Here is a 22,713-nt window from a genome sequence, read left to right as displayed (position 1 = left end):
ACCTGGCGTTTCTGGCTTAGTAAGGAATACCAGCAAATCTCTGTGCTTGGGATCGCCCCATGTGGTGTACATTATGAGAAAATTGTGACAACTGTTTAAGTAAGCTGATTTAGGAGGGCATGCCCGATGGACTGGCGAGTCATTGTCGTTTTACTGCCAATTGCTGTGGCCGCAAGCTGGGCGGTGTTTAACATTGGTCGGGCTGCCCTGGGGCAACTCCAAGATTTCATCAACAATCGAGAAGCCTAGGGCGTGTCATCAACTGTGGCTAAAAGCTTGGTATATCAAGCCTTGCCACGCCCGACTCAAAAGACAGGCTAGGGGCTGTGGCCCTTGGCCCCTAGGTGTCAGAGCTGAGCTGCTGTGCGATCGCAGCGATGCAGTGGTGAACCCATCAGTGTAGATCTATCGCCAGGGTGACCTGGGCCAGCGCTGGCTCACCCTGGCGATAGTTCTTTTAAATGGGGCATCAATTGGCTAAAGGCGATTCCCCGGTGGCTGAGGGCCTCCTTCTGGCTCGGCTGCATTTCAGCAAAGCTTTTGCCCAGGCTGGGCAGGTAGAAGATGGGGTCGTAGCCAAAGCCGCCGCTGCCGCGGGGGGTCAGCAAAATTTCCCCGTGGCAAATGCCCTTGGTTTCAAGCACGACCTCCCCGGCTGGATTGGCCAGCGCCAGGGCGCAGATGAACTGGGCACTGCGATCGCTCTGTCCCTCCAGTTCTTTGAGCAGGCGGTCAATTCTGGCGGCATCGCTGTCGGCGTAGCGGGCCGAGTAAATACCGGGTGCCCCGCCCAGGGCGGTGACGGCGAGGCCGGAGTCGTCGGCGATCGCCCACTGGTTGAGCGCTTTGGCCACGGTTGCCGCCTTGAGGCGAGCATTCTCTAAAAACGTGGTGCCGGTTTCCTCAACCTCCAGGTGGTCGGGTTTGAGCTGTAGCTGCCAGCCCAGAGCGTCGAGATACACCTGCATCTCGATCAGCTTGCCGGGGTTCCCGGTGGCGACAACAATCGTGGGCGGCTGCGGGATATCCATCAAACTTGGCGAAGTATTGGCGATGGGTCGATTGTAGTGCCAGAAGGGGAACGAAATGACCGCATAAAATGGCACAGGCTCAAATACAGATCGAACCTAAACCTGGTAGCGTGGTTGAACAGTGATCGCCATCGCAAAGGTTGACCCTTGACCCCAAAGCGCCCCTCCCAAAGCGCCAACTACTGGATGCTTGCCCCCTATGTCCGGCGCGAGTGGCCCACCATCTTCCAGGCGCTGCTGGGCACCATCATTTTTGTCTCCTTCTGGCCGATTTTGGCCTGGCTGTCGGGCAATATCCTGGCTCAGCTGGCGGCGGGTAACGTGCCGGTGGTGGGCCGCTTCATCGCCATCACCATGGTTGGCTTTGCGATTCAGAAGATCGGTCAGTACATCCAGGATTCCCTGATGGCCAAGGCAGCCCTGGAGGTCGCCTTTAACCTGCGCCGCGATGTCTACACCCACATCCATCGGCTCAGCCTCACCTACTTCGAGCGCAGCCAGACGGGGGATCTGTCCTACCGATTGACCGAAGACATCGATCGCATTGGCGAAGTGGTGCAAAAGCTGTTCCACGACTTTTTGCCCTCAGTTTTGCAGCTGGTGGTGGTGCTGGGCTACATGGTCTACCTCAACTGGCAGCTCACCCTGACGGCGATCGTGCTGGTGCCCATTCTGGCGGTGCTGGCCGGGTGGTTTGGGGAACAGATGCTGAAGTTTTCCCGCCGTAGCCAGAACCTGGTGTCTGACCTGTCGTCGCTGGTGACCGAGGTGTTTAGCGGCATTCGCCTGGTGCGGGCCTTTGCTGCCGAAGACTACGAGGTGGAGCGCTTTACCCAGGAGGCCGAAAAAAACCGCCAGGCCAAGTACAAAGCCGCCTGGCTCCAGGCGGTGCAGTATCCGGTGGTGGGCTTTACCTACGCCGTGGTGGTGATGCTGATTTTGCTGGTGGGCACCTGGCAGATCGCCGAGGGTAACCTCACCGGAGCCTCCTTTGGTAGTTACGTGGTGGCGGCCCTGATGCTGATCGACCCGGTCAACCACGTCATTATTAACTACGGCGAGTTTAAGCAGGGGGAGGCCTCCGTCGATCGCGTGATCGAGCTGCTCAACATTGAGCCTGCGGTGCGCGAACTGCCCACGGCAAAGGAAATGCCGGCGGTGACTGGCCGGGTGGAGTACCGCAACGTCACCTTTGGCTACGACGCCGACGAGCCAGTGCTGCGCAATTTAGATCTGCTGGCTCTGCCCGGGGAAAAAATTGCTCTGGTGGGCTCGTCCGGGGCGGGTAAGTCTACCCTGGTGAACCTGCTGCCCCGCTTCTACGACCCCCAGTCGGGCCAAATTTTGATCGACGATGTGGATGTGTCCACCGTGACCCTGCGCAGTCTGCGGCGGCAGATTGGCATTGTGCCCCAGGAGACGACGCTGTTTTCGGGCACGATCGCCCAAAACATTGCCTTTGGCCAGAAGGAGTTTGACATTGAGGCGGTGGAAGCGGCGGCCCGGATTGCCAATGCCCACGACTTCATCAGTCAGTTTTCCCAGGGCTACTACACCTGGATGGGCGAACGGGGGGTAAACCTGTCGGGGGGGCAGCGGCAGCGGGTGGCGATCGCCCGGGCGGTGCTGCTCAACCCCCGCATTTTGATTCTGGATGAAGCCACCTCAGCCCTGGATGCCGAGTCGGAGGCGCTGGTGCAGGAGGCGCTGGAGCGGTTGATGAGCGATCGCACCGTGTTCATCATCGCTCACCGTCTGGCCACCGTCCGCGACGCCGATCGCATTTTAGTGATGGAAAAGGGACGGGTAATTGAATCTGGTACCCACAGTGAGCTACTGGCCAACCAGAGCCGCTACGCCCAGTTCTACGCCCAGCAGTTTGCCGGTAGCGGGGCAGAGTGACCCGCGCCGGGGATGTCATGGCTCCCCTGGAGGTACTAACCTGAGGTAAGTAATTATTCCTGGTTGATCATGGCGTCACCTCCGGCCACCGGCCTTGGCCCCAGCTCAGAAAAAGCGATTTACCACGATGGCCTGGGCGATCGCCTGTTCATCTGGCTCTTCAGCCGCAAAATGGCTCAGGCCGTGGGTAAAGATACCGCCCGCAGCGGTTACGACGGCTTTGTCGATCTGTCCAGCCAGATCATGCAGGGCCGCAACGCTCAGCAGCAGCAGGCCCTGGTGGCGGTGGTGCTCAAGTCGCTGGTGCCCGCCCAGGTGCTGTGGCTGATTCGCACCCTGTTCTCGCCCACCCGGGTGGTGTGTGAACTCAACGCCTGGTTTGCCACCCGGCTATTTGAGTGGCTGGTAGGCCCCTGCGAGGTCAAAACCGTAGAGTTTACCGATCAGCAGGGGCGAGTGCGGCAGCAGCGCAGCGGTGTTCACATCAAAAAGTGCCGCTACCTGGACGAAAGCCGCTGCGTCGGCATGTGCGTGAACATGTGCAAGCTGCCCACCCAGCGTTTCTTTACCGAAGATTTCGGCATTCCCCTCACCATGGTGCCGAACTTTGAAGACTTTAGCTGCGAGATGGTCTTTGGCCAGCCGCCGCCGCCCCTGGAAACCGAGGACGCCTACCATCAGCCCTGCCTGGTGGATCACTGCTCCCTTGCCAACCGCGATCCCCAGCCCTGCCCAAAGGTGCGGACCTGAACCGACTCCGTGTTCTCAAGGGCAAATTTGGTTGCGCCACCTAAACGCAACGGGGGAAATAATCGCTACTGTAATCAGCAGTACAATGTCCACTGGTTTGCTGGCGGTTCTACACCCATGATCGAAGTTGAGCACCTGAGTAAGACCTACGGGTCTACCACGGCTATTCAAGACATCACCTTTGGGGCCCAACCCGGAGAAATCCTGGGCTTCCTGGGGCCAAATGGGGCGGGTAAAACCACCACCATGCGCATTTTGGCGGGCTACCTGCCAGCCTCTGAGGGTACCGCCCGGGTGGCGGGCTACGACGTCCATACCGACTCGATGGCCGTGCGGCAGCGGATTGGCTACCTGCCGGAGTCGCCCCCCCTCTACCCCGACATGTCGGTGCAGGGCTATCTCACCTTTGTGGCCAAAATTAAAGGGGTGCCCGCCGACCTGCGCCAGCAGCGGGCCGATATCGCCATGGATCACTGCGGGCTGCTGGATAAGCGCAAGGTGCTGATTCGCAAGCTGTCCAAGGGCTACCGCCAGAGGGTGGGCATTGCCCAGGCAATTATTCACGACCCGCCGGTGATTATTCTGGACGAGCCCACGGTCGGACTGGATCCGCGCCAGATTAACGAAGTGCGGCAGCTAATCAAGGGGCTGGCCGGGAGCCATACCATCATTCTCTCCACCCACATTCTGCCGGAGGTGAGCATGACCTGCGATCGCGTCACCATTATCAACCGGGGCCAGGTGGTCGCCACCGATACCCCCGACAACCTCACCACCCGCCTCTCCGGCGAGGCGGCCTACGAGCTCGAAATCAAAGGCGACGTGGATACCGCCCAGCGGCTACTGGCTGAGCTATCCCCTGTGCGCCAGGTGACGCGACTGGGGCTAGAGCACCTGCCCCAGTACCACCACCGGCTGCGGGTCAGCGGAGAGGCCGATCGCGCCCTGGGCGGGCTGATCTCCACCGCCCTCGTCAGCGCGGGCCTCGAACTCCACGAGCTGCGCCGCCAGCAGGCCACCCTCGAAGACGTCTTCCTCAACCTCACCACCACCGAACCCGCTACGGCGGCAACCGCACCACCCGAAGCACCCGCCGCCGAAGTCCCTGTAACCGACCCATCGTTAGAAGCATCCGAAGCCTAGCCATCTCGGCTTTTGGCTTTTGGATTCTGGCTTTCCCCCTCATCCTCCCCACCTCCCTCATCTCCTCACCCCCCACCCACCTACCCTCCCACCCATCCACTCCCCACCCATCCACCCATGACCCTGCTCCTCAAAAACATCCTCGCCATCTATCAGCGGGAGCTGCAAAGCTACTTTGCCTCGCCGCTGCCCTACATCATTGCGGCCGTGTTCTGGCTGCTGGGGGGCTTCTTCTTGGTCGCCATTCTGCTGGGGCCCCAGGGCATTCTGGCCCAGGCGGCGATGGCCGATCAGGCGGTCCAGATGGGGCTCCCCACGCCGCCGCCCTTTGATGTGGCCTACGAGTTCAACAAAGCCTACGTGGGCCTGCTGGGGTCGCTGTCGATGTTTGTGCTGCCCATGCTGTCGATGGGGCTCTACGCCGACGAGCGCAAGCAGGGCACGCTGGAGCTGCTGGCCACTTCGCCGGTGACCAACTGGGCGGTGGCGCTGGGCAAGCTGCTGGCGGTGGTGAGCTTTTACATCGCTATGGTGCTGCCGCTGATGGTGTGCCAGGCGATCGCCCTGGGCGCGGCAACGCCGCCCACCGGTTCCGGGGTGTTCTTTCTGTCGCACCTGGGCCTGGTGCTGGTAGCCGCCAGCGTGCTGGCGCTGGGGATGTTTATTTCGTCGCTGACCGAGAGTACGGTGCTGGCGGCCATTATGACCTTTGCGCTGATCCTGCTGCTGTGGCTGGTGGATGCGGTGGCTCAGGGACTGCCGGGGGTGCTCGGTAGCGCGATCGCCCACCTGTCGTTGCTCAAACATTTCACCGACTTCACCGAAGGCATTTTTGATACCGGCGGGCTGGTGCTGTTTCTCTCGTTTATTGGCCTCGGGCTTTACCTGACGGCCCAGTCTATAGAAACCCTCAGATTCCAGCGTTCCTAGGGCGTGTCATCAGTTGTGGCTCAAAGCTCGGTATATCCAGCTTTGCCACACCCGACCCAAACGATAGGCTAGGGGCCGTAACCCATAATTTTTGGGTGTTTGGCAGCTAATTGATGACAGCCCCTAGCGCTTCAACCCGTCAATTTCGCAGGCAACTGGTTAGCAATAGCAGGTTATGGCGATGAAGTCCTTTGCGGTTTACCAAAAGTATTTGAAATACCTGGCGCTGCCGGGACTGGCCCTAGTCACCGCGGGTTTGCTGGCGGGCGTGGTGGCAGGATGGACCCTGCTGCCCGCGGGGCTGCTGATTGGCGGTATTGGTCTGCTGCTGCTGGGGCTGGTGCTGGGCAACCAGGGCCAGGGCCGATTTTGGGCCCAGCGCTCAACCGAAGCCGGAGCCAATGCGCTGGTGTCGACCCTGGCGGTGCTGGTTATTTTGGGCCTGGTCAATTTTGTAGCGGTGCGCTACGCCACCCGTGTAGATCTGACCGAAAACCAGCTGTTTACCCTGGCCCCACAGTCGCAGCAGGTGGTGCGATCGCTGGAAAATCCCACCCGTGTCGTCGTCTTTGACCCGCTGCCCAATCCCCAGGATCGGCAGCTGCTCGAAAGCTTCCGTCAGACTGGGGGGCAGTTCACCTTTGACTACGTCAACCCCTATAATGACCCGCGCCTGGCCCAGGAATTTGGCGCCACCCAGACCGGCATGGTGTTTGTGGAAAGCGGTGGCACCCGCCGCTTTTTGCAGAATGTGGGTCCCAGCGAACGCCTGTCGGAGCGAACGCTGACCAATGCGCTCGACCAGGTGGTGAGCGATCGCGCCCTCACGGTGTACTTCACCCAGGGCCACCAGGAATTTGTCATTGACGGCAGCGATACGGGCTTTTTGCAGGCCGCCACAGCCCTTGGGGAGAAGAGTGCCCTGGTGCAGCCGCTGGATTTGGCCCAGACCGGCACCGTGCCGGAGGACGCCAACGTGGTGGTAGTAGCTGGCCCCGCTGCCGAGTTTTTTGATGCCGAGGTCGCGGCCCTGCAAACCTACCTGAACCAGGGCGGTAGCCTCATGCTGCTGATCGATCCGCGCACCAGCCCCGGCCTCGACACCCTGCTCGACCCCTGGGGCGTCACCCTCGACGATCGCATTGTGCTCGATACCTCCGGCAGCGGTCAGCTGGTCGGCCTCGGTCCGGCGGCCCCGCTGGTGACCGACTACGGCGACCACCCCATCACCCGCGATTTTCGCGGCGGGCGATCGTTCTTTCCCCTGGTGCGGCCGGTCAATGTGGAGGAGGTGCCGGGGGTAACCGCCACTCCCCTGCTCCAGAGCAATCCCCAAAGCCGAGCCGAGTCCCTCTCTGCGGAGGGCCAGCTGCAGTTTGACGAAAATGCGCCCCCCTCGGGCCCCTACACCCTGGGTGTCGCCCTCAGCCGCCCGGTGGATGGCGCTGCCGCCGCCGAAGGCGAACCGCCGCCGGAGTCACGCCTGGTGGTGATTGGCAACGCCACCTTTGCCACCGATGGGCTGTTTGAGCAGCAGCTCAACGGCGACGTCTTTCTCAACGCCATTAGCTGGCTGGGGCAGCAGACCGATGCCACCCTCTCCATTCGCCCCCGCGAGGTGACCAACCGCCGCATTACGATGACGGTGCAGCAGCAGGTGGGCCTGGGGGTCTTTTCCCTGCTGGTGCTGCCCGTCATTGGCGTGGTCCTGGCGGTGGTGATGTGGCTGCGGCGGCGATAGTCTGCCGGAGGCAGAATAGGGCTTGATAGTGCAAATGCACCACAGTATGATAGGGGGGCTGCCCCTGAGGCTCTCCGATGGCGATTGTTTCTTCCCACACTCCTGACGACGCAGCCAGGGGGGCTAAAAAAGCCAAACCGTCTGCACCGCCAGCGGCGGATAGCGCCGTGCAGCCGCTGCTGTCGCTGGTCAAGGGGGGCGACGCGCAGCCGGAGGATGTTCAGTCTGAGACGGCGTCCCCAGGCCCGGCAGCCGCAGAGGATAGCCTGCGGCCTCAGCGTCTGAACAACTATATCGGCCAGGCGGCCCTCAAGGAAGTGTTGGGGATTGCGATCAAGGCCGCCCAGTCGCGCCAGGAGCCCCTCGACCATCTGCTGCTGTACGGGCCGCCAGGGCTGGGTAAGACCACAATGGCGCTAATTTTGGCCGAGGAAATGGGGGTAGTTTGCAAAATCACGACCGCCCCAGCTCTGGAGCGACCCCGTGATATTGCCGGTCTGCTGGTCAACCTCAAGCCTGGGGACGTGCTGTTTATCGACGAAATTCACCGCCTGCCCCGGGTGACCGAAGAAATTCTGTACCCGGCCATGGAGGACTCCCGGCTGGACATCACCATCGGCAAGGGGCAGTCGGCCCGCACCCGCAGCATTCCGCTGAGCCCGTTTACCCTGGTGGGGGCCACAACCCGGGTGGGGGCGCTCAGCTCACCCCTGCGCGATCGCTTTGGCCTGATTCAGCGGCTGCGGTTTTATGAAATTGACGAACTGACTCCCATTGTGCTGCGCACCGCCGATGTGCTAAAAACCCCCATCGAGCCTGCCGGAGCCGAAGAAATCGCCCGTCGGGCTCGGGGCACACCCCGCATTGCCAATCGGCTACTGCGGCGGGTGCGCGACTATGTCGAAGTGAAGGCGGCAGGGTCGATCACCGCCACCCTGGCGGCCGAGGCCCTCGAACTCTTCAACGTCGATCCCTGCGGTCTCGACTGGACCGATCGCCGCCTGCTCTCGGTCATGGTAGAAAACTTTGGCGGTGGCCCCGTCGGCCTCGACACCATGGCGGCAGCTACGGGCGAAGACCCCCAAACCATCGAAGAGGTCTACGAACCTTACCTGCTGCAAATTGGCTACCTTCAGCGCACACCCAGAGGTCGGGTCGTCACCGCCGCCGCCCGGCGTCACCTGGGGTACGCTGAGGGGCCTGACGGCGACAGTCAAATGACCTTGCTGTAGGGCTAGTCAACGGATTTTGGCCAAAGGGCGGGTCAATCGGGGGTGTGGGTTCACGGCAGTCTTGAACCGCAGCCCCTAAACCGTGATCCGTAAGTTGCGGAACTCGCCATCACTAGTGCTCTGTCAAACCTACGGGAACCCTAATGTTTAGCTTTGACACTGTACTAGATTGCCTCCGTTATGGCTTGATAGGCGGGTTCTTCTCAAGCTATTTGGCCATTCAACGAGGCTGGAGCGGGCCGCTCTCCCGGCAGATCAATAATGGCCTGCATCAGGTTCGTCTGATTGAGATTGGCCCCAGACAGATCGGTGCCCAACAGGTTTGTCCCCAGTAGGTTGGCCCCAGATAGGTCAGCGTTGGCCAGGCAAGCCCCCCACAGGTCAGCGTGCATAAGGTTCGCGCCCGCCAGATTGGCACCGCTGAGGTCGACTCCAGTCAACTTGGCACCGCTGAGGTCAACCCCCCCCAGCGATGCCCCTGGCGCCAGGCGATGGAGGGTTTTGGGTACCTGAAACCCCTGGGGAAACTGGGTGCTATCCGAGTAGAGCGCTCCCTCCAGGTTGGTGGTCGCTAGCCAACATCCCCGCAAATTAGCGCCCATCAGGTTGGCCTGGCTCAAATTGGCGTGGCGCAGGTCCGCGCCGCGCAGGTCCGCCAGCACCAGGGTGGCCTGGCGGAGGTCTGCGTAGCGCAGATCGCTTTCGCCCAGCAGGGCGCTCAGCAAATTCGCTCGATTCAGGATGGCTCCGAACAGCTGGCTGTTGAGCAGCAGGGCACCGCTGAGATCGGCCGCCGTCAGGTCAGTGCCACCCAGATCCCGCTCCTGCAGGTCTTTGGTCGCGAGCGCTGCTCCAGGCTGTACAGTCCACATGCGGGCTTGTTCAGGTCTGAAGCCGGCAGGGAACTGGGTTGCGGCATTATAAATCGCCCCCTCCAGGCGAGCAGCATCGAGATCTGCCCCGGTAAGTACAGCCTCGCGTAGGTCAGTCCAGCGCAGGTCGGCCCCGGCCAGTTTGGCGTCTCTAAACTGGGCCTGCTTGAGATTGGCGCGACGAAAGTTGGCCTGGGTCAGATTAGCCCGGCTGAAGTCAGCGCCCCAAAAGTCTACTTTGGCTAAACTCCAGTGGCTGAGATCGGCCCCAGCCAGGTCAATTCCGGTAAAATCTCGCTCTCCCTCCACGAAAGCTGTCCAGAGTTGTTCCAGGGTTGTGAGATGCATGCTTATGTACTGCTCGAGGTTGCCTGCGGATATCGTTAGCGATTCATTGGCGGTTGGCCATAGGGCCGTCACCCCCGAGCGCTGGCTGCTGGGGTTGGCCAGGGAATAGCCTGCTGGGTCGCTGCTTCGTGAATCCAGACCAGGTAGCCGCTCTCGTCCGGAGTGGCGATCGCTGGTTTACCCCGCTGCTGAAGCTGCGCAATCAGGCGGTGGGCTTTGTCTAGGTTGGGACGGTTGCAGTAGTAGCGGTAGTATTCACCACCTCTGGCTAGAGCCAGGTAGCGCTGCTGGTTTTGCCCCTGAATGTGGTAGAAAAACTGGTCTCTGGGGTCCGCAGAGAGTTGTTCAGCGGCTGGGGCATCTGGCTCGTTTAAGTCACCCTTGGCTACGGTATTGGTTCTATCTCTGGGGACAATCATCGGGCGATCGCCAACGACAGTCAGCACCTGATCGGGCAAAGCAATATTGCGAACGGAGGAATGATCCATTACAGAGGACACACTGAGGTAAACAGACTACCCTCTCGGGCGTCTTCCCCAGAATACGTAACGAACCGGCAAGAAACTGCGAATTCTCCCCAGGTAATCTGTGATACTTTGATGAATCCTCAGGGCAGTCTACGTAATTTTACGTAGATTTTCCGTTCCTTGCTGAATTAAGGCAAAAATTTGGGTAAGGGCAAACGGCAATTTGCTCCCAAGACGCCCTGCTGATTGATTCAGTCTTGTGTTCAGCAACGCCCCTTCAATGCTGTTGTGAACTGGATTTGCTGGATCCGATTCCAGGCATCAGGTTCACCACCGAAACGGATTAGGATGCAGCCGAGAACCGCTCCCGGCCCGGCTCCCAAAGCCGAAAGCCGCCGACAAAGGCATTGCTGTTGTGGCCGAGGCGGCAGCCCGTCGGGAGTTCCTTCAGCAGCTTGATCTGGCCGCCACCAATCACCACATCATCGAGCTGCAGGGCGGCCGTTAGGTGACCCACGCAGGTCTCTACGTATTCGCGCCATTTCTTTTTGTCCAGCCGCTCCAGAGCGCGCTTGCCGAGGTAGTGCTCGTAGGTGCCCTTTTTGTAGGGCAGGTGGGCCAGTTCTAGGGGCACGACCACCCCTTCGACCACCATGGCCGAACCGAGGCCGGTGCCCAGGCCTAAAAAGAGCATGGTGCCGCTTTCATAACTGCCCAGGGCCTGCATCGCCGCGTCGTTGATGATGCGCACCGGGCAGCCAAAGGCCGCCTCAAAATCAAATCCAATCCAGCCTGGACCCAGGTTGTAGGGCTCCTTGGTGACCACTCCCCTGTGCACTAGCCCCGGATAGCCGATCGCCACAGCCTCGTAGGCCCAGTCCTGGGTCAGTGCCTTGACTCCTGCCACCATCGCCTCGGGGGTCATAGTGGGGCCAGAGGGGATCTTGCGAACATCGGTCTGACCCGTCGCCAGAACCTTGACGTTACTCCCGCCGATATCGACTACCAGTACATTCATGGTGATTCAGATTGGATGGATGCCCGTCCCTGGGGGCTGTCATCAATCGGTTTCTGATGAACAGGATGCCTTTAGAAACGGGGGTAGACCGTCAACCCCAAATTACTGAAAGTTGACAATGCGAGCAAAACTGTCGGCTTCCAGGCTGGCTCCCCCCACCAGGGCCCCGTCGATTTCGGGCTGGGCCATCAGTTCATCGACGTTGCTGGGTTTGACCGAGCCGCCGTACTGGATGGTCACGTCAGGGTTTTTGAGCAGCTTGCGAATGCCGCCAATCACCTGGTTGGCATCGGTGGCTTCGCAGGTGTCGCCGGTGCCGATTGCCCAGATGGGCTCGTAGGCAATGATCAGGTTGTTCTGGTCCACATCGACCAGGCCTTTCTCAATTTGGGTGGCAATGACCGCTTCGGTTTCACCGGCATCGCGCTGGCTCTTAGTTTCGCCCACGCACAGGATGGGGGTCAGCCCGCATTTCTGTGCGGCTTGCAGACGCAGATTAACGGTCTCGTCGGTGTCGGCAAAGTACTGGCGCCGCTCGCTGTGGCCCACAATCACGTAGCGCACGCCCAGTTCCCGCAGCATATCTCCCGAGATCTCGCCGGTAAATGCGCCCTCAGGCATCCAGTGAATATTTTGAGCCCCGACTTTAATCCTGGCTCCGTGCAGACTCTTCGACAGGGCCCCCAGGGCTGTAAACGGCGCACACAGCACGATCTCCCGCCCGTCGGGGGTTTCGGTCAGTTGTCCCAGGAAATGACGCAAAAAATCCAGGGTCTCGCCCTGGGTCTTGTACATTTTCCAGTTGCCAGCAATAACAATTTTTCGCACGATAGTTTGAGGTTAGAGGCTAGGTATACAGATTTGCATCCTACTAAGAAAAGAACCCCCGAATCAAATGTTGTGGCGGACAACGTTTGGTTCGGGGGCGGGATGGGGATGGGGAAGATGAGGAGATCAAGACGATAAGGGGTTAGAAAGATCGCATTACCTTCCTCAGCCCCTTTACCTTTCTCATCGCTTCCACTGCGCTATCGCAGCGCTGCCGCCTCCCGCGCCGCTGCGGCCTCATCGGGGTGGATGTTGAGGCGGGTGAGATTGATGCGGCCGCGACCGTCGATCTCCCGCACCTTCACAATCACCTCGTCATCCACGTTCACTTCGTCTTCAACCTTGGCCACCCGGTAGTCGGCTAGCTGGGAAATGTGGATCATGCCTTCCTGGCCCGGCATAAACTCCACAAAGGCACCAATGGGAATCACCCGCGTGACTTTGCCCACAAACACATCCCCGGCGGAGGGCTTGAAGACAATGGCTTCGATCAGGGCTTTGGCCTGGAGAGCCTTTTCCCCTTCGATGGAGGACACCGTTACGGTGCCATCGTCGGCAATGTCGACCTTGGCACCGGTCTGCTCGGTAATGCCTTTGATCTTCTTGCCACCAGGGCCAATGACCATACCGATCATTTCGGGATCGATCTTGAAGCTGATCAGTCGAGGCGCGTAGGGCGAAAGCTCAGTCCTGGGGGTATCAATGGTGGCCAGCATTTTTTCCAGGATATGCAGTCGGGCCGGTTTGGCCTGGTTAATTGCATCGGCAATCACCGTCAAAGGTAGGCCGGTGATTTTCATATCCATTTGCAGGGCGGTGATGCCGCTGTCGGTACCGGCGACTTTGAAGTCCATATCGCCCAAGAAGTCTTCGATGCCCTGGATATCGGTCAGAATCCGCACCTCGTCGCCTTCTTTGATCAGGCCCATGGCGGCACCGCTGACCGGTTTGGTGATGGGTACCCCGGCATCCATCAGCGACAGGGTCGAGCCGCACACGGAGCCCATTGAGGTCGATCCGTTGGACGACAGTACTTCAGAAACGACGCGAATGACGTAGGGAAACTCCTCTTTGGGCGGCAACACCGGCACCAGAGCCCGCTCAGCCAGGGCCCCGTGGCCAATTTCACGCCGACCGGGCGATCGCATGGGCCGCGTCTCGCCCACCGAGTAGGGGGGGAAGTTGTAGTGGTGCAGATAGCGCTTTTCTTCGTCGGGGTGGAGGTCGTCCATCATTTGGGCATCGCCGGGGGTGCCCAGGGTGGTGACCGACATCACCTGGGTTAGCCCGCGACGAAATAGGCCAGTACCATGGACCCGCTTGGGCAACAGCCCCACCTGGCAGGAAATCGGACGCACCTCGTCGAGCTTGCGGCCGTCAACCCGCACCTTCTCGTCCAGGATTTGCTGCCGCATCAGCTTCTTGGTCACGGATTTGTAGGTGTTGCCCAGGGCTTTGCTGTTCTCAGTCACCGCGAGTTTGATCGGGCTGTCGTCTTCGAGGGCCTCGATCGCGGCGGCTAGCTCCTCTTTAATCGCGTCTAGCTTTTCGTCGCGCTCGGGCTTGGTGAGGCTAAACTGCTTCAGCACCTCTTTGATCGCCGCGGCAGTTTTTTCTTCAATAAAGGTGGCGAGGGTTGGATCGGTTTCGGGCTCCTGCTCGGTGACGATCTCAATGCCCAGCTCTTTGATCAGATCCAATTGGGCGTTGATCAGGTCCTGCACCACTTCGTAGCCAAAGTCGATCGCTTCAATCACATCGGCTTCGGGCAGCTGATTGGCGCCGGCCTCAACCATAATCACCCCGTCGGGAGAGCCAGCTACCACCAGGTCTAAATCGCCGGTCTCCACTTCTTTATACGTCGGGTTGATGACAAAGTCGTCGCCCACCAAGCCCACGCGCACCGCCGCCATTGGGCCGTAGAAGGGAATTTTGGCCAGCAGCACCGCGATCGACGCGCCGGTCGCCGCCAGGACATCGGGGGGCACCTGTTCATCCATTGCCAGGGTAGTGGCGACAATTTGAATGTCATCGCGCAGCCACTGAGGGAACAAAGGCCGCATGGGGCGGTCAATCAGGCGAGAAATCAGGGTGGCGCGCTCTGGGGGACGACCCTCCCGGCGCAAAAAACCACCGGGAATCCGTCCGGCAGCGTAGAGGCGCTCTTCGTAATCGACCAGTAGCGGCAAAAAGTCAATGCCCTGACGTCCGGCTGAGCGGGTTGCCGTTACCAAAACGGCAGTTTCCCCCGACCGTACCAGCACTGCGCCCCCCGCTTGGGGAGCCAGCAGTCCACCCCTCAGGTGAATATCGCGACCACCAAAGGATATTGTTTTTTCAAATTCTTGCATGTACGACTACGTCCTTTCTCTCTTACCATTCTTTTGGGTTTCTTTCGCCTGATCCTAGCACCGATGGCGGCAATGGCTGCTGGCTAGGCGCTGAGGAGGCAAAATTAGGCAAAAGACTTAAGATTTCAGGCCTCCTTTGGGCACAATACTGGCACTGGTTCGATTAGCTATTGACTTAGTTGAGGGGAACAGATCATCGCAGTACTAGTGACCGGAGTCGCAGGGTTTATCGGCTCATTTGTAGCTCGGCGGCTGTTGGACAGCGGCCAGCAGGTCTATGGCATTGACAACCTCAACGACTACTACGACGTGGGGCTGAAGCGCGATCGCCTGGCCCAGCTAATGCCTGAGGCGGGCTTTACTTTTGAGCAACTCGATCTCTTTGATCGCGCGGGGATGCTCGCTCTGTTTCGTAACCATCGCTTTCAGTACGTGGTTCACCTGGCGGCCCAGGCCGGGGTGCGCTACTCCCTCGAAAACCCCTTTGCCTACTCCGACAGCAACCTGTCTGGATTTCTGAATGTTTTAGAAGGGTGTCGCCTGATGGGGGTCGATCACCTGGTGTTTGCGTCCTCAAGCTCAGTCTATGGGGCCAATCGCAAAGTGCCCTTTGCCGTGGACGATCGCGTCGACTACCCGGTGTCGCTGTATGCCGCCACCAAAAAAGCCAATGAGCTGATGGCCCACGCCTACAGCAGCCTGTACCAAATTCCCACCACCGGGCTGCGGTTTTTCACCGTGTACGGTCCCTGGGGACGGCCCGACATGGCCTACTTCAAGTTTGTGGAAGCCATTCTGGCCGATCGCCCCATTCAGGTGTTCAATCAGGGGCACATGAGGCGCGACTTCACCTACGTAGACGACGTCGTAGAAGGGGTCGTACGGGTGATGGAGCATATTCCCGTGGCTGGTGCCCAGGGTGACGATGGCAGCCAGGCTCCCTACAAAATCTACAATATTGGCAACCACCAGCCGGTGGAACTGCTGCGCTTTATTGAAATCATTGAGTCGGCCCTGGAAAAGCCAGCAAAAACCGTTCTCTGCCCAATGCAGCCGGGGGATGTGCCCTCTACCTATGCCGATGTCAGCGACTTGATGGCGGAAGTGGGATTTGCGCCCAACACCCCCCTGACCACAGGAATTGAAAAATTTGTTGCCTGGTACAGAGAGTACTACGGGGTTTAGGGCGGTAACGTTTTGCGCCTGAACTCCGCGCAGCTAGGCGACAGTCCCAGGCAAAAGGTCAGTAGGCTAGGGTTTCGAGGGTTTCGCGCAGGTAGCGCCGCACCAGCTGATCGAGGGGAGTGGACTCGGCCTCGGTGGTGGGCAGCTCCCCTTTCCAGCTCTTAAACCCAGAGCTGCTGGCGATCGCGCATTTGAGGCTGTACCAAATGCGAGCGTGGTCGGAAAGTTGTGCAGAGCTTGCGGAGCGGGTTGCGGCCATAGCTGCCTCTTAAAAACTTTGGGTATAACGTTAAACCTGGCGGTCCTAGGAACGTTTGGGGTGTTTCAGTCAATCGGTGAGCCAGCAGAACCCCAATTGACTCAGTGACCACCCCTACACAATAGCGCAACCGTCCCGACGCTGTTGTGACCAAAACCACAGTATCAAGGATTGAGGTAAATCTATGACACTCTCAGCTTACCCCTTGACTCGCTATGGGTAAATGTCTAGCGCTAGGGGTGCAGCGGCAGTGGTCTCAGGGTGGACGATCGCCTCTGGGTCGGCGGAGTCCTGCCAGTCCTCGGCCTCAGGATGCATGGCTTCGGGATGGCTGGAGGGGGAGTCGTCACCTGAGACCGGCTCTGGATGATGGCTATCTGGGGGAATCCTATCTGCGGCCTCTGGCTTTGCCAAAGTTGGTTCTGGGCCGACTGCGATCGGTGTTGCCTCGGCAGGGGGAACTTCGCGGTCGTGCGCTTGCTCAACGTGCGCTTGCTCAACGTGCGCTTGCTCTGGGGGCGATCTGTCAGCCTCTGCGGTCAGAGCCTCTGCGGGATCGCCGGCAGCGAGGGGTGCTGATAGCTCTGCGATCGCTGGATCTACAGGGGCGATCGCTTCGTCGCCGATCCCTGGAACGGCATCCTCCTGAGCGAAAGCTTCTGAATGCAGAGAAGCCGGGGCCCGGTCGCTCGAAACCGCGCCTTCTGGGATTGGCGCCAGGTTCGGCAGTAGCTTACTCACGGGCAGCCCCAACCAGCTAAAGTGAGCCGCTACGGCTTCGGTTGGATACGGGGTCACGTCTGCCATACGGCGATCGGAGGTGGCCAGCACCTGGAGGACGGCGACGGGCACCTGTAAAAACAGGTTGGCTAGAAGGAAGCTGACAGTGGCGACAGCCATGCCGCCAAGCCTGCCCCAGTCACCGAAGGGCGTGATGCCACGGGCTAAAAAGGCCAGGGGGTAGAGCTTGATCAGAACCCACACCAGCGGCACGGGCACCAGTAGGGCTCCCAGCCGCACCCGCCACCGCCGAAACTGGCTCAGCAGGCGGCGCTGGTCATTGCTGAGGGCCGCAGGGCGCAGGGCAATCCCCGGCAGGCTAAAGATGTAGAAGGGGCGGCGCAGCTGCATCAGCAGCACGGGCAAAACGCCCAGCGCGCCGATCAAACCCAGCTCTAGCCCTGGCAGGGCGGGGTTTCCCACCGCCAGCCCCAGCAGGCACAGGTCGATCCACAGGGGTACAGTAGCTAAACCAGCCAGGTGTACCCACAGGTATGGATCGTAGCGCCAGGGTGCCATTGCCTACTCCACTGATGATGTACAGAATTGTCGGGTCGTCTGCGGCTGGACTTGGGGGCATTGCCGGGCAGGACCGCCCAGCAATGTCCTAGGCCATCGCCAGGGTGCGGCGCTTCGTCACCAGACGGTAGGCGTCGATGATGTCGCCCTCCTTCCAGTCGCTAAAGTTGTCGATGCCGATACCGCACTCAAAGCCAGCAGCCACATCCTTGGCGTCCTCTTTCATCCGCTTGAGGGAGTCGAGTTTGCCGGTATAGACCACGTCGCCCCCGCGCACAACCCGCAGGTTGCAGTTGCGGGTCACCTTGCCCGAGAGCACGTAGCAGCCCGCTACGGCCCCCTTGCGCACCGGGAACACGGCCCGAACTTCCACCTGACCCAGGGGTTCTTCGACCATTTCGGGCTCCAGCAGACCTTCCATGGCCCCCTGGATGTCGTCGAGCAGGTTGTAGATCACCTCGTAGTCACGCACATCAACGCCCTGGCGATCGGCGGACTGACGGGCACCTGGGGCCAGCGTGGTGTTGAACCCGATAATGACCGCGCCACTGGCGGCCGCCAGATCGACGTCGGTTTCGCTGATTTCGCCTGGGGCGGCCAGCAGCACTCGAATCTGCACCTCGTTCTGGGGCAGCTGCTGAAGCGCCGCCAGAATGGCTTCGATCGACCCCTGCACATCGGCCTTGAGCAACAGGTTGAGATCCTTGAGATCGCCCTCCTGCACCTGGGCCGAGATGGTGTTGAGGGTGACGCGGCGGGAGGCCATAGCCTGTTGGAGGCGGGACTGGCGCTGCTCGAGCATGCGCTTGTCGGCCACCGCCCGAGCGGTTTTCTCGTCGGGGTAGACCTCAAACTCGTCGCCGGCGGCGGGGACGTCGTTGAGGCCCAGCACCTCCACCGCAAAGGAGGGACCCGCCACCTGAACCCGCTGCAGGCGATCGTCGAGCATGGCCTTGACCTTGCCCAGGATGGGACCCGCCACCAGGGAGTCGCCCACCCGCAGGGTGCCGTTCTGGATCAGCAGGGTGGCCACAGGACCGCGGGCTTTGTCGAGGTTGGCCTCGATTACGGTACCGCGGGCGGGGCGATCGGGGTTGGCCTGAAGGTCTTCGACCTCGGCCACGAGAACGATCATCTCCAGCAGGCTGTCGAGGTTGTCACCCGCTAGAGCGCTGACCGGCACCATGATGGTGTCGCCACCCCATTCCTCGGGCACCAGCCCGTGTTCCATTAGCTCCTGCTTGACGCGATCGGGGTTGGCGGTCTCCTTGTCGACCTTGTTGATGGCGACAATCAGCGGCACCTCGGCAGCCTTGGCGTGGCTGATCGCCTCAATGGTTTGGGGTCGCACGCCGTCGTCTGCCGCCACCACCAGAATGGCGATGTCGGTAACCCGCGTACCCCGCGCCCGCATGGCGGTAAAGGCCTCGTGACCAGGGGTATCCAGGAAGACGATCTGGTGGGATGTGCCTGCGTGGTCCACATCGACGTGGTAAGCCCCGATGTGCTGGGTGATGCCACCGGCTTCGCCCTGAGCCACCTTGGTCTTGCGGATGGAGTCGAGCAGGGTGGTTTTACCGTGGTCAACGTGACCCATGATGGTGACCACCGGGGGACGCCGCTGCAGGCTGTCGAGGTCGGCTTCGTCGATCATCTCGGTGACCTTCTTGGCCTCAGACTCCACCTGACTAGTTTCCACCATGACCTCGAACTCTTCGGCCACCATTTTGGCCGTTTCGATGTCCAGGGTTTGGTTGATGTTGGCGGCAATGCCCTTGAAGAAGAGCGACTTGATTAGCTCAGTTTCGGGCACCATGATTTGCTCGGCCAGTTCATGGACGGTCAGACCTTCGGAAAGAATGATAAATTCTGGCCGTTCCTGGGTGGGTTGGGCTTCGCGGCGTCCGCGACGAGAGCGACCGCCGCCGCTTTCGCGGTGCTGCGGCTTGTGACTCTTCACCGTCGGCGACGAGGGCTTGGCCCCACCAGCGCTCTTGGGCTTGGGCGGACGAGCCAGGGAAACGCTCAGGTTTTGAGCATCGGTGACCTGATCGTCGTCCTCGTCTAGCTCATCAACGAGCACGTCGAGGTCTTCTTCGTCTTCACCCAGCACGCCCTGGCCACGGCGCTTGGTCTTGCCAGCCTTACTGGCTTTTTCCCGCATCTTTTGATCGTCATCCTCGTCCTCGCGCTCTTCGCGCTTGTGGCGCGGCGGCGAGGGACGGCGCGGCTGGGACTCATCGAGTCCGCCGACCCCCAGCACAGAGATGGAGTCGGTAGCGCCGGGAGTCTCGGTGCGGGCGGCCGTTTCGGCCCTGGCCGTTTCGGCGTCGGCATTGGGGCGCCGCAGTTTGGGCTTGGGCTTCAGCCGGGGAACGTCCTCGTCGGCGTCGATTTCGCGAATGGGAATCGTGGGACGGGCAGCTCCTTCTACCGGGCGGTCGGGACTGCTGCTGCGATCGCGGCGAATTACTGGCCGAGGAGGACGGGCGGCCTCGGTTGGCGCATCGGCGGGGCGATCCTCTAGTTCGGGGCGCGATCGCGATACCGGGCTGACCAGCTCGGGCTTGGGTTTGACCGGTGAGGCAGTGGGACGCTCGACGGTTTCGCTGCTGGCCTCGGTTGGGGCGACCGGCGGAGCGGGGCGACTGGGTGCCGCCGGAGGCTTCGGTGGACTGTCAACCGAGTTGCTGCGGGGAGGAGCAACTCCAGGTCGGCTCGGCGGCTTGGAGAGGCTATCGGTGCTGGGCCGAGACGGCTTGTCCTGGGCCGCCGGGGCTGGGGGGGTGGGGGCTGGAGGGCCGGCTTCAGCCTCAGACCTGGGGGTAACCCGGTGACGGCGAATTTCTAAAATTTGCTGCTTGCGCTCGGGACGGGCACTGTTTTTCACCGGTGCTGCCGGACGAGGCCGATCGGGACGGTTGGCTCCGCCGCTGGGGCGATTGGCCCCGCCGTTGGCGCGAGACTGACGCGCCGCTGCACGGATTTGGTCAGCATCTGACTCAGCAATGGTGCTGCTGTGACTCTTCACGGCAATATCGAGGCGACTTGCGATCGCCAAGATGTCCTTGTTATCCAAATTCAATTCCTTCGACAACTCGTAAATTCTCACTTTGCCGTTCATCCACAACTCCCTACGCTAGTCAAGCTTGTTACATAATCCAACCTGCTTCGTCCAACAAAACGACATCAAACCATTCTGACGGAGACGTTAGCCCTAGCAAGGCATTGTAAACCAAGGCTAGGTGCACATGGGACCCCAAGCAAGTTTACTGACGCCGAGAGGGGGTCAGTCAGATACCCATACTATGAGTGTAATCAGTTGCTTCCCCAATGAACAGAATCTCAGAGGGAACGGCCCCAGGAATAACTCGTTTGCAAAAATTTTTAGTTAAGCCTGCTGATTACACCCCCATGGCCGTTGGCCCCACGACCGTTTTCCCTCACTCCGCGCGGGCAGCGGGGTGAGGGCCACGCTGATGGGCCAGAGTGAGTTGGACTCGGGGCTGAGCCCTACACCGCCTCCCCATCGGTCCCAGTCTCTACTGTAGCGGCCGACAGTCGCTGCCAGAGCGTCTGGTAGATCCCATCGGGCACATTGGCTTTGAGGGCACGCCCCAGTCGGCCTTTCTTTTGGGCCTGCTGCAGACAGTCTGCCCGGGGACAAAGGTAGGCCGAACGCCCCATGCCAGTTTCCAAACCCACGGTACGGTCTGGGTAGAGCCGCACCAGCCGCCAGAAGTCGGACTTGGGACCGACCCGTCTGCAGCTGACACAGCGTCGATAGTTGGGTTTCATCGCTACTCCAGAATATCTATTCCTCCTCCGTTGTGGCCGCAGTCTCCTCATCGGCTTCCGCATCGGCCAGATCCGTCGCCAGAGCTTCGGGCTCGTCGGCCAAGTCATCCTCGGCCAGGTCATCGTCGGCCAGCTCTGGAGCCGGGGCGGTAGACTCCAGGGCAGGAGCCTCTGCGATCGCGGCCTCCAGCTCCAGGTCCTCCTCGTCTTCGGGGACGGCCTCCACCTCCAGACCGGCGGCGCGGGCTTCGGCAGCAGCCCGTTCGGCGGCGGCAGCGGCCCGCCAGGCAGCGGCTTCAGCTTCCTCGGCGGCCAGCTCAGCGGCCTCGGCGGCAGCGGCTTCCTTGGCGGCAATCAGATCGGCAATCTTGCGGTCCTCCTCCGCGTAGTCGTACTTGCCGGAGTCTTTGATGTCGATCTTCCAGCCGGTCAGGCGGGCGGCCAGACGCACGTTCTGGCCCTCTTTGCCGATCGCCAGACTGAGCTGATCTTCGGGCACCAGCACGTGAGCCTGGCGATCGTCAGGGTTGACTAGGCGCACCTCATCGACCCGCGCTGGGCTGAGGGCGTTGGAGATGTAGGTGGCCGGGTCGGGTGACCAGCGGATGACATCAATTTTTTCGCCCCGCAGTTCGTTCACTACCACCTGAATGCGCGATCCCCGCGCACCGATGCAGGCTCCTACCGGATCCACATCGCGCTCCAGTGTGTCTACAGCGATCTTAGTCCGGGGACCCACGGAGCGGGAAGGGGGGTTAGCCTCACGGGCCACGGCCACGATGCGGACGATTTCGTCCTCGATTTCGGGCACTTCGTTGGTGAATAGCTCGACCACCAGGGCCGCATCGGCCCGCGACACCAGCAGCTGTGGCCCCCGGTGGGAGCCCTCGGAAACTTTTTTCAGCGCCACCCGGAATGTGGCGTTGGCTCGGTAGTTGTCGTTGGGCAACTGGTCGCGCTTCAGCAGTTCGGCTTCTACCTCGGGCTGACCGACGCCGCTGCTGACCGCCATAATCACCGACTGGCGCTCAAACCGCAGCACCCGGGCCGAGAGAATGCTGCCCTCTAGATCCTGAAATTCTTCTTGAATCAGCTTGCGCTGCTGGTCGCGCAGCTTTTGGGCCAGCACCTGCTTGGTCTGAATGGCTGCCATCCGGCCAAAGTCGCGTTGGTCGGGGGTGACATCGAGGACCACGGTGTCGCCTGCCTGGGCTTCGGGGGCCACTTCGCGCACCTCCGCCAGGGCGATCTCGTGATCCTGGCTGGTGACTTCCTCGACAATAGTTTTGGTGGCCAGCACCCGAAAGCCCTGGTCGTCGTAGTCGTCAACGTCTAGCTCGATGTCAAAGTTGTCGAAGTATTCTTCGTCGAAGTGAGTGTCGATTTCGCGGGTGCGGCGGTAGCGCTCGTATCCCTTCAGTAAGGCCTCTCGCAGGGCATTTTCGACCGCGTGCTTGGGCAAATTGCGCTCGCGGCTAATGACATCGATCATTTCCTGCAAATTGGGCAGACTTACTAGCGACATAACCTACTCACCTCTGGACAATAAAAACTGGGGG

19 protein-coding genes are annotated in these 22,713 nt (G+C 60.7%); 8 read left to right on the top strand and 11 right to left on the bottom strand.

Annotation, left to right across the window (positions count from 1 at the left end):
• The first annotated feature begins 126 nt into the window (after nucleotides 1-126).
• Nucleotides 127-249 carry a photosystem II protein Y gene (locus NF78_RS13450; protein WP_035987104.1) on the top strand — a complete coding sequence of 41 codons (123 nt, stop codon included), beginning with the start codon at nucleotides 127-129 and terminating at the stop codon, nucleotides 247-249.
• 188 nt (nucleotides 250-437) lie between these two features.
• On the opposite strand, the gene rdgB is transcribed toward NF78_RS13450, so the two are convergent.
• Nucleotides 438-1,031, bottom strand: a complete 594-nt coding sequence (gene rdgB / locus NF78_RS13445) for an RdgB/HAM1 family non-canonical purine NTP pyrophosphatase (RefSeq protein ID WP_035987102.1) — start codon at nucleotides 1,029-1,031, stop codon at nucleotides 438-440.
• A gap of 147 nt (nucleotides 1,032-1,178) precedes the next feature.
• On the opposite strand from rdgB, the gene NF78_RS13440 reads away from it, so the two are divergent.
• The 6 genes from NF78_RS13440 to ruvB all read left to right on the top strand — a co-directional run bounded on the left by NF78_RS13440 (nucleotide 1,179) and on the right by ruvB (nucleotide 8,729).
• Nucleotides 1,179-2,933, top strand: coding sequence for an ABC transporter ATP-binding protein (locus NF78_RS13440; RefSeq protein ID WP_318655469.1), 1,755 nt, complete (start codon nucleotides 1,179-1,181; stop codon nucleotides 2,931-2,933).
• 69 nt (nucleotides 2,934-3,002) lie between these two features.
• Nucleotides 3,003-3,683 (top strand): DUF4033 domain-containing protein, encoded by a 681-nt coding sequence (locus NF78_RS13435; protein WP_052050362.1) that lies wholly within the window; start codon nucleotides 3,003-3,005, stop codon nucleotides 3,681-3,683.
• 117 nt (nucleotides 3,684-3,800) lie between these two features.
• Nucleotides 3,801-4,826 carry an ABC transporter ATP-binding protein gene (locus tag NF78_RS13430; RefSeq protein WP_035987100.1) on the top strand — a complete coding sequence of 342 codons (1,026 nt, stop codon included), beginning with the start codon at nucleotides 3,801-3,803 and terminating at the stop codon, nucleotides 4,824-4,826.
• A gap of 117 nt (nucleotides 4,827-4,943) precedes the next feature.
• On the top strand, nucleotides 4,944-5,756 hold the full coding sequence (locus NF78_RS13425; RefSeq protein WP_035987098.1) for an ABC transporter permease: 813 nt from the start codon (nucleotides 4,944-4,946) through the stop codon (nucleotides 5,754-5,756).
• A 175-nt stretch (nucleotides 5,757-5,931) separates the two neighbouring features.
• Entirely contained in the window at nucleotides 5,932-7,497 is a 1,566-nt protein-coding gene (locus NF78_RS13420) for a GldG family protein (RefSeq protein ID WP_052050359.1), read from the top strand.
• A gap of 77 nt (nucleotides 7,498-7,574) precedes the next feature.
• A complete protein-coding gene (ruvB, locus tag NF78_RS13415; RefSeq protein WP_035987096.1) occupies nucleotides 7,575-8,729 on the top strand; it encodes a Holliday junction branch migration DNA helicase RuvB in 1,155 nt (384 codons plus the stop codon).
• A gap of 203 nt (nucleotides 8,730-8,932) precedes the next feature.
• Here the strand turns inward: ruvB and NF78_RS13410 are convergent, their stop codons facing one another.
• The 5 genes from NF78_RS13410 to NF78_RS13390 all read right to left on the bottom strand — a co-directional run bounded on the left by NF78_RS13410 (nucleotide 8,933) and on the right by NF78_RS13390 (nucleotide 14,613).
• The gene (locus NF78_RS13410; RefSeq protein ID WP_081972611.1) at nucleotides 8,933-9,949 is read right to left on the bottom strand and encodes a pentapeptide repeat-containing protein; all 1,017 of its coding nucleotides are present in this window, start codon (nucleotides 9,947-9,949) and stop codon (nucleotides 8,933-8,935) included.
• 68 nt (nucleotides 9,950-10,017) lie between these two features.
• On the bottom strand, nucleotides 10,018-10,437 hold the full coding sequence (locus NF78_RS13405) for a hypothetical protein (RefSeq protein WP_035987095.1): 420 nt from the start codon (nucleotides 10,435-10,437) through the stop codon (nucleotides 10,018-10,020).
• A gap of 322 nt (nucleotides 10,438-10,759) precedes the next feature.
• Nucleotides 10,760-11,434, bottom strand: a complete 675-nt coding sequence (locus NF78_RS13400; RefSeq protein ID WP_035987093.1) for an ROK family protein — start codon at nucleotides 11,432-11,434, stop codon at nucleotides 10,760-10,762.
• A gap of 102 nt (nucleotides 11,435-11,536) precedes the next feature.
• Entirely contained in the window at nucleotides 11,537-12,262 is a 726-nt protein-coding gene (gene tpiA / locus NF78_RS13395) for a triose-phosphate isomerase (RefSeq protein ID WP_072016073.1), read from the bottom strand.
• A 200-nt stretch (nucleotides 12,263-12,462) separates the two neighbouring features.
• Nucleotides 12,463-14,613: a polyribonucleotide nucleotidyltransferase gene (locus NF78_RS13390; RefSeq protein ID WP_035987089.1), complete on the bottom strand. Its 2,151-nt coding sequence runs from the start codon at nucleotides 14,611-14,613 to the stop codon at nucleotides 12,463-12,465.
• Nucleotides 14,614-14,820: 207 nt separating this feature from the next.
• On the opposite strand from NF78_RS13390, the gene NF78_RS13385 reads away from it, so the two are divergent.
• A complete protein-coding gene (locus tag NF78_RS13385) occupies nucleotides 14,821-15,798 on the top strand; it encodes an NAD-dependent epimerase (RefSeq protein WP_318655468.1) in 978 nt (325 codons plus the stop codon).
• Between the two features lie 58 nt (nucleotides 15,799-15,856).
• Here NF78_RS13385 and NF78_RS13380 read toward each other — a convergent pair whose 3' ends face one another.
• The 5 genes from NF78_RS13380 to nusA form a co-directional block, all read right to left on the bottom strand.
• Entirely contained in the window at nucleotides 15,857-16,057 is a 201-nt protein-coding gene (locus NF78_RS13380) for a hypothetical protein (protein WP_035987084.1), read from the bottom strand.
• A gap of 213 nt (nucleotides 16,058-16,270) precedes the next feature.
• Nucleotides 16,271-17,356, bottom strand: a complete 1,086-nt coding sequence (locus NF78_RS28250; RefSeq protein ID WP_052050353.1) for a low-complexity tail membrane protein — start codon at nucleotides 17,354-17,356, stop codon at nucleotides 16,271-16,273.
• 88 nt (nucleotides 17,357-17,444) lie between these two features.
• Nucleotides 17,445-20,480: a translation initiation factor IF-2 gene (infB, locus tag NF78_RS13370; protein ID WP_035987082.1), complete on the bottom strand. Its 3,036-nt coding sequence runs from the start codon at nucleotides 20,478-20,480 to the stop codon at nucleotides 17,445-17,447.
• A gap of 389 nt (nucleotides 20,481-20,869) precedes the next feature.
• Nucleotides 20,870-21,154: a YlxR family protein gene (locus NF78_RS13365; RefSeq protein ID WP_035987080.1), complete on the bottom strand. Its 285-nt coding sequence runs from the start codon at nucleotides 21,152-21,154 to the stop codon at nucleotides 20,870-20,872.
• 16 nt (nucleotides 21,155-21,170) lie between these two features.
• Nucleotides 21,171-22,679 carry a transcription termination factor NusA gene (gene nusA / locus NF78_RS13360; protein ID WP_035987078.1) on the bottom strand — a complete coding sequence of 503 codons (1,509 nt, stop codon included), beginning with the start codon at nucleotides 22,677-22,679 and terminating at the stop codon, nucleotides 21,171-21,173.
• Between the last annotated feature and the right edge of the window lie 34 nt (nucleotides 22,680-22,713).

It is taken from the genome of Leptolyngbya sp. KIOST-1 (assembly GCF_000763385.1).
GTDB lineage: Bacteria > Cyanobacteriota > Cyanobacteriia > Phormidesmidales > Phormidesmidaceae > Nodosilinea.
The sequence above is the reverse complement of the archived record's forward strand: the minus strand, read 5'-3'. Positions and strand labels throughout refer to the sequence as shown.